The sequence below is a fragment of the Paenibacillus sp. B1-35 genome, assembly GCF_050474385.1.
GTDB lineage: Bacteria > Bacillota > Bacilli > Paenibacillales > Paenibacillaceae > Paenibacillus_B > Paenibacillus_B alvei.
This window is the reverse complement of record NZ_JBCHVJ010000006.1, coordinates 280674-294866: the sequence shown is the minus strand read 5'-3', so window position 1 is coordinate 294866 and position 14193 is coordinate 280674. Positions and strand designations below refer to the sequence as shown.

At 48.4% G+C, this 14193-nt stretch carries 9 protein-coding genes; 3 read left to right on the top strand and 6 right to left on the bottom strand.

The features are described from left to right. Window positions 1–149: 149 nt before the first annotated feature. Window positions 150–1151, bottom strand: coding sequence for a DMT family transporter (locus ACQ5BJ_RS20530; RefSeq protein WP_430112171.1), 1002 nt, complete (start codon window positions 1149–1151; stop codon window positions 150–152). A gap of 199 nt (window positions 1152–1350) precedes the next feature. Between ACQ5BJ_RS20530 and ACQ5BJ_RS20525 the strand changes: the two genes are divergently transcribed. After that, complete coding sequence (locus tag ACQ5BJ_RS20525) at window positions 1351–2256, top strand: LysR family transcriptional regulator (RefSeq protein ID WP_430112169.1); 906 nt, start codon at window positions 1351–1353, stop codon at window positions 2254–2256. Window positions 2257–2417: 161 nt separating this feature from the next. Here ACQ5BJ_RS20525 and ACQ5BJ_RS20520 read toward each other — a convergent pair whose 3' ends face one another. The 4 genes from ACQ5BJ_RS20520 to ACQ5BJ_RS20505 all read right to left on the bottom strand — a co-directional run bounded on the left by ACQ5BJ_RS20520 (window position 2418) and on the right by ACQ5BJ_RS20505 (window position 6756). Beyond that, window positions 2418–3161 carry a TIGR02206 family membrane protein gene (locus ACQ5BJ_RS20520; RefSeq protein ID WP_262866641.1) on the bottom strand — a complete coding sequence of 248 codons (744 nt, stop codon included), beginning with the start codon at window positions 3159–3161 and terminating at the stop codon, window positions 2418–2420. Between the two features lie 63 nt (window positions 3162–3224). Continuing rightward, on the bottom strand, window positions 3225–5015 hold the full coding sequence (locus ACQ5BJ_RS20515; RefSeq protein WP_268598759.1) for an ABC transporter ATP-binding protein: 1791 nt from the start codon (window positions 5013–5015) through the stop codon (window positions 3225–3227). Continuing rightward, on the bottom strand, window positions 5012–5566 hold the full coding sequence (locus ACQ5BJ_RS20510) for an ATP-binding cassette domain-containing protein (protein WP_430112261.1): 555 nt from the start codon (window positions 5564–5566) through the stop codon (window positions 5012–5014). The genes ACQ5BJ_RS20515 and ACQ5BJ_RS20510 overlap by 4 nt, the downstream gene beginning before the upstream one ends. Before the next feature lie 17 nt (window positions 5567–5583). Further along, window positions 5584–6756 carry an ABC transporter transmembrane domain-containing protein gene (locus tag ACQ5BJ_RS20505; protein ID WP_430112166.1) on the bottom strand — a complete coding sequence of 391 codons (1173 nt, stop codon included), beginning with the start codon at window positions 6754–6756 and terminating at the stop codon, window positions 5584–5586. A 409-nt stretch (window positions 6757–7165) separates the two neighbouring features. Here ACQ5BJ_RS20505 and ACQ5BJ_RS20500 point away from each other — a divergent pair, with 409 nt between their 5' ends. Both ACQ5BJ_RS20500 and pepF read left to right on the top strand, forming a co-directional pair. After that, complete coding sequence (locus ACQ5BJ_RS20500; RefSeq protein ID WP_430112164.1) at window positions 7166–11842, top strand: S-layer homology domain-containing protein; 4677 nt, start codon at window positions 7166–7168, stop codon at window positions 11840–11842. 151 nt (window positions 11843–11993) lie between these two features. After that, window positions 11994–13808, top strand: a complete 1815-nt coding sequence (gene pepF / locus ACQ5BJ_RS20495) for an oligoendopeptidase F (protein ID WP_430112162.1) — start codon at window positions 11994–11996, stop codon at window positions 13806–13808. 188 nt (window positions 13809–13996) lie between these two features. On the opposite strand, the gene ACQ5BJ_RS20490 is transcribed toward pepF, so the two are convergent. Then, the gene (locus tag ACQ5BJ_RS20490; protein ID WP_262866680.1) at window positions 13997–14152 is read right to left on the bottom strand and encodes a hypothetical protein; all 156 of its coding nucleotides are present in this window, start codon (window positions 14150–14152) and stop codon (window positions 13997–13999) included. Window positions 14153–14193: the final 41 nt, after the last annotated feature.

Genomic DNA, 14193 nt, shown 5'->3' with positions numbered 1-14193 from the left:
CATCGCATGTGCGGCGCACCTTTTTCTTTTTAATATCAATATCCTGTCATAGGGACATAGCACTTACTAAAAAAGCAAGGATGCGGTGTTATTCGCTTCCTTGCTTTTTGTATGTGTTGAATCAGGGAGTGCATAAAGAAATGTATTGGTTAACCAGTTGGAGCGTGTGAGTGCTTCTTTGGAAGACGGCTGCGTAAATCCGATTGCGACTTGACTGTTTTCAATTCATCTTGGGACATGCGCCGGCTTAACAGGTTGTTCACGATTAAGGCGCCTACTATGAGCAGCGTGCCGAACAGTTCGGCAAATGATACCGCATAACCCTGGATAACGGAAATAATGAACGATGTGGCAGGTACGAAGTTAATGAACAGCATGCCATTGATCGGCTTCAGTAACTGAACGCCTTGAATCCAGCTCAGCAATGCGAGCAGTCCGGCAACGAGAATCATGAAGCTCATTTCCGGTGCAATCGATGCAACAGCGCTGATGGATGGTGCATCCACCATGCCGAAAGAAGTCATAACGAGGACAACAGCCATTGTCGTCAACCCGCCATACAGTGAGCTGAGTGTTGAGAATCGAAGCGCAGACCATCCTGCAAATTGTCCGCTGCTTACGGTGTAAATTACCCACCCCGTAATGCCTGCAAATACAGACAACAGCGGCAGCAGCTTCAAGCCGCCGTTAGCAAGGGAATGCAAATCTCCTTTCGTAACGACGAAGACAACGCCGATAAATGCGGTAAAGACACAAGCGAGCGTCGACATTTTAGGCCGCTTCCGTGTAACGATCCATACGAATAGCACAGCAAGCATTGGCATGAATGATTCCATTATGGATGCAAGCAGGACACCTGATTTGCCGAGCTGCTGCTGTCCCCAGAATACACCGAAGTTATAAATGGTGAATCCAAATAGACCGAGCAGCCATATTCTAAAGGTTTGCCCTTTCGTATTGAATGCAGCTTTGCCTTCCTTGAAAAATAACAGGGCAGCTAATAATATTCCGACGATACTATATCGAATACCAGAGAACCAGAACGGATCGATATGATGCAATGCGCTTTCGGCAATCGGGAACATTGCTCCCCATGCTACTGCTGCAAAAAGACAAAACAAAGCTCCTTGCCAAAAATGTTTCCTACTCATGATGCCATTCACTCCCACTTCACACGTTGCCAAGCGATATCTGTCTTTGAGACTGCTTAGCAATTCTGATATATAGTAATGTTTGATAACAACTGAAAATTCATAGTATGACTTTTTTGATATCTTGTAAAATAATTGAAAGTGATTTAAGATATCACTATTAATGATATCAGACATAGGGAATGAAGGAGATAGCAGGATGGACTTGAGTGACATTTATATTTTCATGTCCGTCGTTGAGCATGGAAGTGTGAGTCGTGCGGCTGAAGAGATGGGGTATGTGCAGTCGAACGTAACGGCACGTATTCGAGCATTGGAACAGGAAATTGGCCATCCGCTCTTCCATCGCCATCGCAGAGGCATGACGCTGAATGCGGAAGGCCGCAAGTTGCTCTATTATGCGGAACGGATGTCGATGCTCATAAGCGAGATGAAGAAGGCTTTTCAGGACAGTGACGATCCGGTCGGCAATCTGCTCATTGGCTCGGTAGAGACGGTCGTAGGACTTCCGGATATATTGAGTTTGTTCTATCAGAAATACTCGAAGGTTGATCTGTCGTTGATGGCTGGCGTTACAGACAAGCTTACAGAGGAAGTGCAGGAATATAAGCTGGATGGGGCATTTGTATCCGGGCCGGTAACGGCAACAAATGTGGAGCAGTATCCGGTATTTGAAGAGGAACTGGTGCTTGTATGCGGCAAATGTGTCGTAGACGGAAAGCAGCCATTATTCAACGTGAGGGAATTACTGCACCGACCGCTGCTCGTCTTCCGCAGAGGATGCGGCTATCGAGCTAAGCTGGAGCAATGGATGCAGCTTGAAGGCATATCGCCAACGAAGGTGATGGAATTCGGGACATTGGAGACGATTATCGGTACAGTCGTTGCAGGGCTTGGCATCACAGTCGTTCCACGGGCCGCAATAAGACGTTTGGAGAAGGAAGGCGAACTGCAAGTATTCGCCATACCGAAGCCGTTCAATATGGTATCCGTTGTCTATATTCGGCGCAGTGATACGTATATGGGGGAAGCGGAACGCCGCTTTATGGAGACAATCGAGGAAGTGCGCGAGAAGCGTCGGATACTGGAGCATCTGCCTGTGTAGTAAGTAAATCGGATAATGGACATAATACAAGTAAGGAATATCTATGGTTATAGAGAAAATAAAGAGAAAGGATGGTGCGGCAGCACCATCCTGTTTTGATATTCATCTGCTCATTTCGAGATTGATTATGCAATATTGGCATTAGCTCAGTAAAGTAGATACTAGCTTCGCCAATGGATTTCGCTCGAACTGCTCTTAAGCAGCCGCCCTGCAATAAGGAATGGAAGATACAAGACAATGAACATGCCAAATGCGACCGTCTCCAATGACAGGAGATACCATGGATAAGGCCCCAACACATCCAATAAGGAGGCTGTTTCGGGCTTATGAGCCAAGAACATGTAGTTGCCGCCCGTTATGTAATTGATTCCCCCGACTACGACCAGCAGCACATTCAGGAACAGCATCGCATAGCCGATCGATTTCCAAGTAGGCTTAGCGTGTTCCACCCACACCATATACAGCACCGCTAGGATAATCGCGATATGCGCAAGAAAGAATTGAATGAACCGGAAATGGGGGAATGGGTAGTCCAGAGCAGGTGTCAGCAGTGCCTGCAGCGCCCCCGCAATACCTGTGAAATAGACGATCTGAAAAATCTTCTTGCTTCGGAAAAAAAGCATGAGTACACACATGTATAACGAGATACTGCACAGCTCAAATGGCAATGTGTTAGAGGCATGGAATATGCCTGTGGCTAGATACCAAATATTCAACGCTGCTTCAGATAGAATAAGCAATCCCAACAATACATATCTGACGCAACGATTGCGCTTCTCCTGTTGGAGCCAATGTCGGCAGCGATAGAATAGGAGCACAGCCGAGATGAACAGCAGCAGTGCTCCAATATGAGATACAGAAAATGCTTGGAACGTATCCGTTATCTGTGGGGAGAACCAAGACATGAGAAGAGATATCCCCCTTTATTGTAGTAGTTTCTGAATGTGTGAAGAGGCATGTGGGCCATATTAGGTATTAACCAATTGCTCCGGCTGTGCTTCTTCCGTAGAGGACTGTTCACCTTGCCAGAGCAGCTGCATTTCTGGAGATGTTGCGAGCAGCTCGCTTAATGTTCCCTCTGCCTCGATGCAACCATCCTTCATGACGATAATATGATCAGCCCTGCTTAAGGCAGCGCGGCGATGTGACACGGCAATACAGGTTGCGTCGCGTTCCGTGAACAATCGTTCCCAGAGCAGTTGCTCGGTTTCTACATCTAGGGCGCTGGACAGATCATCGAACAAGTACAACTCTGATTGTGTCATCATCATTCTGGCTGTTGCCGCTCGCTGAATTTGTCCGCCAGAGAGCATGACGCCGCGTGGTCCCACATACGTATCGAGCCCATTCTCAAGCTGCTCGATATCTCGCTCCATGACGGCCAGTCGAATGGCCCGCTCCAAGGCATTCTCTTCTTGAATGCTGCCCATGATAATATTCTCTCGCAGCGGATCGCTGAATAAGCGAGGCACCTGGGGTGTATAGGCAGCTTTAGGCGGAATCAGAAAGGAAGCGGGATCGATCTCCTTTCCATTCCAACAAATTGTTCCTTCCGACTTTTGCAGCAATCCTAGTAAGGTACGCATCAGCGTTGACTTCCCTGAGCCGATTCGGCCAGTGATGACGAGGAACTCGCCCCGCTTCATGCGGAAGTGAATGTTGCGAATGCCATTCTCCGAATTCGGATAAAGAAAGGATACATCCTTTATCTCCAAGGTTTGCAGCCGCTCCTCCGGTTGAAGCGAGCGAACAGGATCTTCAGGAGGCTTTCCATGCAAATATATCTTACTATGTTCAACGATGCGATCTTCCTCACCCGGCTGAAACAGGATGCGCATGCGATCAAGGGACACCCGAAGACGCTTGTGTTGAAACACCATATAGCCGAACAAGGAAATACTGAAAGCAAAGTTCGTCAGATAAGAAGTGAACAGCGCGAAATCACCTACTGTAAACCGCCCAGCCTGCATCTCCGCTGCACACATAAGCAGAATGCCGCCGGTACTAATGGTGAGCACATGCTGATTGAGCGATTTCATCCATTGTGTAAAGAGTGTGTCTTTAAGGGCTGCCTGACGGCGATTTTCATTAAGATCGACGAACCGCTGATGCACATGGCGTTCAGCCTGCCCCAGCTTCAGTGCTTGAACAGCACCGAATATTTCCGCAATGAACCCGGTAATTTTCGATGTTGCTTCTCGATTTAGTTGGCTGTAGCGACGTGCGCGGTTGCCCGATAGATTGTTCAGCAACGTAACCGCGAGAAGCGGTAAAATAGCTACTGCTGTAATGAGCCAATTGATATTGGCCATAATGACGATGGATACGAGCGTAAAGGCCAATCGTCCCCAGAAGTCGACCCATGATTCCACATATTCGATGACTTCATTGACATCATCGCGGAATCGGCTGGCTGCATCTCCAGGTGATGCAGGGAGATGGCGGCCTGGCCAGCGCATAATGCCGGCCAGCATATTGGTGCGCAGTACGGCTTGAAGATGATAAATGTAAGTCACCCATTGATAGAATGCGGCGAAGAACACACCGACGCGCAGCATTCGAAAAATAGCGATCACAATGAGCGGCACGGCCAGCCACATATAATCATGAGATTGTGTCGTTGCTCTGTCGAAAAACCATTGCATACCTAGTCCAAGAAACAGTGGAATGGAGTGGAATATGCCCCACAGCACCCCGTTCAGCAGGAAGAGCGTAGGGCGGAACTGGAACAAGCGAATCATAAAGTGCGTGACAGTCATGCCAATTCCTCCTCTCGTCCTGTTCTCAGCAGCATTGCATAATGCGAGGATGGATCGCTGGCCAACTCCTCGCGTGGACCCAGCTCAACGATTCGTCCATGCTGCAGCACCATGATCGCATCTACTTGCTCCAGGGTAGCCAAGCGATGAGCGATAATGATGCCCGTACATTGTTCCATTAGCTGATCTACTGCGGTTTGGAGCATCGCTTCCGTAGCCGCATCGAGCCGGGACGACGGCTCATCAAGCACGATTATGCTCGGATTCGTTAGGAAGACGCGAGTTAAGGCGAACAACTGGGCCTCTCCAGCGGATAGCGAAGTTCCACCGGAGGATAAGTGGGAATCGAGTCCGTTCGGGAGCGCATCGATCCATTGACGCAGTCCAAGTCTATCGGTCGTCTCGAAGATGCTCTCATCCGTTATCTCAGGGTCGAATAAAGTTAGATTGTCACGCAGTGTTCCATCAAAAAGCTGAACATCCTGCGTCACCATCCCGACTCGGCGATACAGTGTCTCCAGCTTTAAGCTGCGAATATCCTCACCGCCAATGCGGATGATGCCGCTGTCTATGTTGTACAGACGAAGCAGAAGACGGCTAATGCTGGATTTGCGCTGCCGGTTCGCCCGATGATGCCGAGACGCTGACCGGGCTGAACCGCAAAGGTTATATCGTGAAGTACAACCTTCTCCTCGTTATAGCCGAAGGTGACATGATCGAATTCCAGTCCCAATGCTCCATCTGGCAGTTGCTCCTTCGTACCATCTACAATCTCACTTTGAAGGGAGAGAAGCTCTTGCGAACGCATCATGCCGGATTTGGCCTTCTGAAATTCTTGAATTTGATCTCCCAGTTGCTCGATAGGTGTGTTCAGCATTTGTGTATATTGAAAAATAAGAAAAAGAGTACCAAGCGATATTTGACCAATGAGATAGTAATGCACGCCTAAGAGCAGCACAACTGTAACCGCTATAGCAAAGAGTACCACCGTCGTATTCCACGGAACGACCCGCAGCATCCATGCTTTGCGCCCTGTTCGGAACACCTTGTGCATTGCCTGGTGGAATCGATTGATGACATAAGGAACGGCTCCATTTGCCTGTACATCCTCTATGCCTGCAATTCGTTCTTCTATAAGACCAAATAAGGATGCGCTTGCAGCCCGTTCATCCTTGGAAATGCTGACCCCCATGTTGCGAATGAATGTCATAAATCCAATCGACAGCAGGGTAAAAATCGCCATCGCGAGTGCGATAGGCCAATTCACGGTAAACATGAAGCCAAGGATGCCAGCCAGCAGAATGAAGCTGCCGATAACCTGAACAATGAACATCGCAAAAAAATTGGACATACCAGTAACGTCGCCGTCAATCCGTTCAATCATTTCCCCAGGCGTCTTGCGATTATGAAAATGCATATCCAGCCCAAGGCAATGCTTGAGCAGATCTGCGCGCAAGGTGTTGGTGGCACGCCATGATATATCGTTGCCCAGATAACTGATGGCGACGGTAATGAGCTGGGTGAGGGCAGCAATAATCAGATATAAGCCTGCGAGTAACAGCAGGGTAGATAGTGTGCCTTGTGAGGCTGCCGTATCAATAAATTGCTGAACAATTTGCGGGTTAACGAGTTGAAATGCGGTAGATACGAGCAGCATAACCAAGAGAAAAAGCAAACGCCCTCTCACTGGGATTACATATCGAAGCAGCCAAGACATCGATAGCGAAGTGTTGCGCGACATAGCCTTACCTCCAATCGTGAACGACATGAAGCTTCCCATCATCGGCTTGAGAAGAGGAGTCGAATGAAATAATTTCTATCATACACTAAATAATGGGAGGTTCAATGTAAAAATTGAATTAAATTGTTTGTTCCGCCTTTTCATCCGTTTGCTGCTGTAGTGGTTAGGAAGCAGAAGCATTCATGACATGAGGTGAAACAAAAGAAAACATGATTTTACCAGAAAAAGTAATGCCACACCTCTAATAACGAAAGCGCTTTCTATTTACAATGTGGGGCAGAAACAACATCTTTTAAGCGACAAAAAAGGAGGTGATGAGTCCCAGCTTGATACACACGCACTGGTCAACTGCGTATAACTCCCAAATCGTTCTCCTTCGGATGGAGAACTAGGAAAGGTGGTAATTGTAATGAGATACATCTTGCTGAGACCGTTGTCCTTCTGGCTTGTCGCCATTCTCCTCTTCTCCTCGATGCTGCAGACTGTGCCTAATCTCGCACAAGCAGAGGCCGCTGTGCCTCCCCTCGAACATCAGCTTGACTCTTCGGTTGGATCTGATCCTGTTACGCTTGTCTCGCAGGATGCATCGCAGACGCTTCTTATTAGCGATATGAATGCCCCTAGGGATTCATTGAGGAATAAAACGGATTACTTGGCCCTGTATACGAGCGGGGCTGGAGTAACGAATACAGTGTATGGCAATGAAGTATTCGTCAAAAAATACGAGATGGCTATTGTCGTCAATTCCCACAGTGTTGTCGAAGCCGTATATGGCCCGGACGCCGACCCACCGGTGTCATGGGACGATGACATCCGCATTTCCATTCCTGAGGAAGGTTACATCGTGCTTTCCGGTGGAACCACATGGGACTCTTCCATTCATCAAAAACCACTATTTCACCATTATGGCGTTGGAGATCGCATTCGACTAATGAGAGGCGGCAAGGAGGTAACGGCGGCCGATTTCCGCAATCAGAAGCCTGACCCTGAGCCGGAATTGAAACCGGAGCTGCATCTCGTAACCCCTTCGGAATCAAAGGTAACGGTACCGATGATCGAGGTCAAAGGTTATGTAGCCAATTATCGAGAAAATCAGAATATTCAGGTTACGATTGGGGGGAAACAAGCCAGTATTACAGCGAACGGAAGCTTTATGCTCCCCGTATATTTGATTGCTGGGGTCAACAGCATAACGGTTCGCTTGATGAAGGGTGATTTAGAGCTGGCCATGTCCCAGCTTACCGTTACTTATGACCGTTCCGGGCAGGGCTCTGATTATATTGAGGTGGAGGCTGCACCAATCGATGTAACCATTGAAATTCAAGGGCCGCGGCATAAAATTGATGTCGTAGATGCAGATCTGTCCCAACACGGCAATGTCGTTGCCTTGTTTACCCGCGATTATGGCTCCACTCTTGTCATCCCTCAATATAATGTCGCTGTGCAGGTCGATGAGCACAATCGCGTACTCCGTGTCGTCAATCCTTCCATTAATGGCAAGCCGCCTGTCTGGACGGGGCCAACTACACTGGAAATCCCTGACGGCGGGTATGTGCTAACGGCACAGGATGACAGCTACGCGTCGAATTACATCAAGCGGTATCTGGCTGTTCATTTCAAGGCTGGGGATCAAATCAAGCTTCGCAAAAATGGCGAGGTTGTCTCCGTTAGAGATGTGATGAGCGGGAATGGCGCAATCGCAAGAATAGTGCTGGACAATGACTCCATGTATACGGTTACGGATCAACAGACGATCATTACTGGACGTATTATGAATATGGATAACCCTGCTGCAACCGTGTTGTTCATGAATGGAAAGCAGGAGACATTCGGTGCGGACGGTTCTTTTTCCGTTCCGGTACCCCTCAACAGCGGTACGAATTATGTGGATATTGCGGTCATGAAGAATGGCAAAGAACAGGATAAGCGGCATATTGTTGTATTCAGCAGACCAGGATTTGCCCCGAAGAAGGAAGTTATATTGTGGGTAGATCAGGCTGCCAATGCAAGGAAGTTCCAATCCAGTGAGCAGGTGCAGGCCTTCCTGAAAAAAGCGAAGGACATGGGCGTGACAACGATCATTTTCGATGTGAAGGGGGTTGAGGGATTCGCATCCTACAAAAAGAATGATCTAACGGGAAGACCGTATGTCAGTGAGATAAAGGCGCCGGAGAAGTCTGGCTCCAACCCGAATCTCGATCTGCTGCAGGAATTCGTCACCCATGGCCATGCGCTCGGCTTAAAAGTGCACGCATCTGTGAATGTATTCGCGGAAGGCTCGATTGCCCATAATGAATATGCCGTGCTCGATCAGCACTTGGATTGGGAGGAGCGCGTGTATGTTCCGGAAAATAACGGGGAAATCAAGCGTCTGCGTGATAGCGCGAAAAAGGGGCTCGTTGCCTTTGTCAATCCATCTCATGATGAGGGTAGAGCCTATCAGCTAAAAACGTTCGAGGAAGTGATCAAAAACTACGATGTAGACGGAGTTGTACATGATAGAGGGAGGTATGATAACGAAACCGCTGATTTCAGCGATATTACCCGAATCAAGTTTGAGCAGTTTTTGCAGGCAAAAGGTAAGCGTCTGCAGAACTGGCCTAACGATATTTATCGCTATGAGCAGAATACCCGAATCTATGGACCACTTATTCAAGAGTGGTGGGAATTCCGCTCGCAGACAATTAAGAGCTTCTTCGGTGAAGTAAAGGCATTGGTTGATTCCTATGAAGCTTCGACGGGACGTACAATTCAGGTGTCTTCCTATGTCGGTTCATGGTATGAAACGTACTATTTGAATGGCGTCAATTGGGGAAGTGCTAATTTTCGCTATGATGAAAGGTTGGGACTCCCTGATCAATCTGTATATACCCCTGAATATTACGGTACAGGATATATTGAATACTTGGACTTCCTTATGATTGGCGCCTATCAGACAACGAGTAAGGAAGTAAAGAAATACATTACGCTCGGTAATATTGTCACCAACGGGGAAGTTCCGCTCTATGCGGGAATCTCGCTGGTGAACGTGCAGTCTCCGTCCATGCAGAGGGAGGCATTCCAAGCAGGATTAAGCACGACGAACGGGCTGATGCTATTCGATGCGTCGCAGATCAACTGGCCGATTGCCGCTGCTGCGCTGAGGGATGAAGAATACGTGAAGGATTACCAGCTTGGCATCAGCTTGCCGAATAGCCCAAATTCATTTCTGGAGGGGAATTATTATAATGTGAACCGAGTCGAAGGAAATGTAAATGTACTTACTGATGCGTTCGGTTATTCAACGGGCACGAATCAATTTGGAGTCGAAGTAGTAGTTGATGCTTCCGGTCAGGTGACGAAGGTGGTCAATCGCAATCAAGCTATTCAGTGGAATTGGGCAGTGCCAGAGCAAAATAATAGCATCATCCCGCAAGGGGGATTTGTCATTACGACCGTTGATCCTTCCGGGACGAGTACGCTGCGTCAGCTTGTGGCAAATGCATATGATACAGGCAATTCAGTACGGGCAGCTGTACTCAGCGGATTGAAGGATGATGAAGGACGAAAGACATCGAGCCGAGAGATATGGGTAGAGGGTCAGGTTGAAGTGCTGGGCACGGGGAAATCTGAGGTTTATTTAAACGGGCAGGCCGCAACGGTGGGTGCGAGCGGTACGTTCAAGTCCGTCATCCCGCTGTCCGTTGGCCATAACAGTGTTACCGTCCAAGTATTTGTCGACAAGATCAAAACAAACAGTCGAACGATTGATATCACCCGCACCGGTTCTGGAGATACAGACTCGAATTCAGGGGATTCAAGCCAATCCGGCGGTGCAGTTGTATCGCAGCAGCCTGCAGCTCCTGCTAAACCAGAGCGTTTGTCCATTTCGCATAGGCAGAATAAGGACGGTCAATTCGTAACTGAGGCAAGGATTAATCTTGCACCGATGCAGGCAGAAATCGAGCAATTCAAAAAGCAATCATCAACTGCTCCGATTTTTACCTATAGCATCTCCAACGTTCAGGATGTACTGGATATCAGTTTACCGGTGAAGGGCGTGCTGCAGGCTGCGGAAGAGTTTTCGCAGTTGAAGCCGAGCATACGTATCGAATCATCGTTCGGAGAGCTTACTCTCCCGCTTCATGCCTTGAGATCAGCATTAGGCAGCAGCAGCGTTCAGAAAACAGAAGAGCTTCAGATTCAGATCAGAACGCTAACAAAAGAACAGGATAAAGAGCTGCAGAAACGATTGGCAGTTGAAGGAGCTCTACAGCTTGGGTCACCGTTCGAAATTGAATTTGCCGTGAAGGATGGGGATAGAAAGCAAGCAACCACATTGAGTCGCGTGCGGGCTCAGTTTGACTACAAGCTTCCGGCCGCAATATCTGATAAAAATCGAGTTACGGCAATTTCGTATGATCGACATTTGGGACGAATCTCCTTCCTCCCTGCCTTGTTCGAGTCTCGAGATGGAGTCTTGGAAGCATCGCTTCAGCTATCGGAGACAGGCATCTTTACCATTGCTGAGGTGCAGTCACCTATTTTTGCTGATATTCAGGGACATTGGGCAGAGACAGACATTTTACTGCTGGCATCCAAGCTCATCGTGAAGGGGACGAGTGATACCCGCTTCGATCCTGGCGATCCGTTGACGCGTGCTCAGTTCACGACTATGCTGGTGCGGGCCCTCGGCATGAAGGAGAAGACAGATGTTTCACCTTTTTCAGATATTCAGCCCAAGGATTGGTATGCAGGCGCAATAGGAGCAGCTGTTGAGCAGGGACTGATTCAAGGCGATAACGGACGTTTCCGTCCGAATGATAGGATCACGCGGGAGCAGATTAGTATGCTGCTAGCCAGAGCAGCCGAGCTTGTAGGGATGAACCTTGCAGAGGGGAATACGGAGGAGCTTCTCCGAGCGTTCAAGGATCGGAGCAAGATTGCTTCGTGGGCCAAGGATGCGGTAGCGAAGGTCGTAAACAATGGATTAATGGAAGGACGTTCTTTTGACCATTTTGTGCCGAATGGAACGGCCACACGCGCAGAAGCTGTTGTAGTATTGAAGCGGCTGCTGCAGCAGGCAGGGTATTTGAACCGATACTAAACAGAGCTTGATACGGGGTCTCCTTATACCGCCAATTGCTGAGTATCTGGTATGAGGAGACTTGTTTTTGTTTATTTGCAAGTATATATCGTAGTAAAATGAGGATGTGCTTGGATACGACTACATTGTGGAAAAAAGGAGCGATGGAAGAATGGCGACGCAAGCAGCACGAATGAAACGATCAGAAGTCCCTCTGGAGGCAACTTGGAGATTGGAGGATTTGTTCGAATCAGACGCAAAATGGCTTGAGGAATTGCAAGCGATTACAGCTGATTTGGGCTCGGTTACTCGATTTACAGGCAAATTGCATGAAGATGCCGGAACTCTGCTGGCTTGTCTGGAAGCAATGGAGGCCATTTGGAAACGTGAGCAGTTATGCGGCAGTTATGCGCATTTACGATGGACGGAAGACAGCACGAATCCAGTGAATCAAGGGAATAACAGCCGTGCGCAGGATATGCTGGCTGAAGTGTCAGTTGCTCTATCCTTCTTCGAGTCTGAAGTTAGTAACATGGGGGACGAGGTATTGTCCGCTTTTTATGAAGAAGAGCCTAAGCTACTGGAATTCAAGCCTTATTTGGATCAAATTGCAAGCAATAAGCCGTATCGACTGAGCAGTGAGACCGAATCGACGCTTGCAGCACTTGGCAGTGTCTTACGAGCACCGTACAAAATTTATAATCAAATCAAGCTTTCGGACATGTCGTTCGAATCTGTTACCGATCAGGAGGGTACGACATACCCGCTATCTTTTGCCTTATTTGAGAGTCGATATGTGGGCTCCCCAAATACATACTTGCGCAGAGAAGCATTCCGATCATTTTCCGAAACCCTGTATGCCCACCGCAACGGGATTGCGGCTGCGTATGCGACAGAAGTGAAGAAGCAGGTCGTGCTGGCAAAGCTTCGCGGATATGATCATGTAACAGATATGCTGCTGCATAATCAACAAGTGACGAAGCAAATGTACAACGCCATATTAGATACGATACAAACCGAGCTTGCTCCGCATATGCGAAGATGGGCAAATCTTAAGAAGCGTGTTCTTGAGCTGGATGAGCTTCGCTTTAGTGATTTGCATGCGCCGTTCGATCCTGAATATAATCCGGAAATTTCGTTCGAGGCCGCAGCGAGGCAGGTGGAAGAGGCGCTGCAGGTTATGGGGCCAGAATACGCAGCAATTATCGGGGAAGCCATTCAGAATCGTTGGATTGACTATGCGGACAATGTAGGCAAATCGACAGGGGCATTCTGTTCATCGATCTATGACGCCCATTCCTACATTTTGATGACATGGACCGGAAGTATGCGAGGGGCATTCACCTTGGCTCATGAGCTTGGCCATGCTGGACATTTTATGCTGGCTCATAAACATCAGCGAATAACGAACACGCGTCCATCGCTTTATTTTATTGAGGCACCATCCACGATGAACGAGATGCTGCTGGCTGACCACTTATTCCGTCAGTCGAACGATCCTCGAATGAGACGCTGGATTATTACACAACTGTTGAGTACGTACTATCATAATTTTGTAACGCATCTGCTGGAAGGCGAAATGCAGCGCCGGGTGTATGAGCTTGCTTCACAGGGAGAGCCTATTACGGCCGATCTTTTGTCGCAATTGAAGGGGCAGGTTCAGAGCGATTTCTGGGGAGACGCCGTTGTGATGGATCCAGGTTCAGAACTGACTTGGATGCGTCAGCCGCATTATTACATGTCCTTATATCCATATACATACTCTGCAGGACTAACGGCCTCGACAGCAGCCGCAAAGCGAATCCGCGAAGAAGGCCAGCCTGCCGTGGAGCGCTGGTTAACGGCGCTGAAGGCAGGAGGCTCCTTACCGCCATTGGAGCTGATGAAGCTGGCGGGCGTGGATATGTCCGATACGAATACAATTCGGGAAGCTGTGTCTTATGTAGGCGAGCTTGTGGATGAGCTTGTTCGTTTGTATGAGCAATGAGCGGGTAGAAACAAGGCAGCTCGCCATGCTGTACGATGCTGATATGATCAAGACGCCTATAACGGGGAAGCATGGTTCTGGAATGTAAGATCGCTTGATGGGAAAGTGTAAAAGCAAAAGAACAGTAGAACGAGATTCGTTATCCCGCCTACTGTTCTTTTTATTGTGTCATGAAATGAATCGCCATTTTAGTGAAGCCGATAGCGGCTCACGAATGCAACGCGATATGCGATTTCGATTGTACAACTGCTTGTTACCTCTTGAGCTGATCTCCATGCTGAGAAGCAGGAGCCGCATGTGGATGAGCAGCGCACCCGGACGAGCATGAGCGGTTTAATGCGCATGCAGCACAAGCTCCTTGCTTTGTCTTGCGTACATGGCGAAC

Excerpts from the sequence above, each read along its gene's own strand:
- ACQ5BJ_RS20530 (WP_430112171.1), bottom strand. The coding sequence starts at position 1,151 with ATGAGTAGGAAACATTTTTGGCAAGGAGCTTTGTTTTGTCTTTTTGCA.
- ACQ5BJ_RS20525 (WP_430112169.1), top strand. The coding sequence starts at position 1,351 with ATGGACTTGAGTGACATTTATATTTTCATGTCCGTCGTTGAGCATGGA.
- ACQ5BJ_RS20520 (WP_262866641.1), bottom strand. The coding sequence starts at position 3,161 with ATGTCTTGGTTCTCCCCACAGATAACGGATACGTTCCAAGCATTTTCT.
- ACQ5BJ_RS20515 (WP_268598759.1), bottom strand. The coding sequence starts at position 5,015 with ATGACTGTCACGCACTTTATGATTCGCTTGTTCCAGTTCCGCCCTACG.
- ACQ5BJ_RS20505 (WP_430112166.1), bottom strand. The coding sequence starts at position 6,756 with ATGTCGCGCAACACTTCGCTATCGATGTCTTGGCTGCTTCGATATGTA.
- ACQ5BJ_RS20500 (WP_430112164.1), top strand. The coding sequence starts at position 7,166 with ATGAGATACATCTTGCTGAGACCGTTGTCCTTCTGGCTTGTCGCCATT.
- pepF (WP_430112162.1), top strand. The coding sequence starts at position 11,994 with ATGGCGACGCAAGCAGCACGAATGAAACGATCAGAAGTCCCTCTGGAG.
- ACQ5BJ_RS20490 (WP_262866680.1), bottom strand. The coding sequence starts at position 14,152 with ATGCGCATTAAACCGCTCATGCTCGTCCGGGTGCGCTGCTCATCCACA.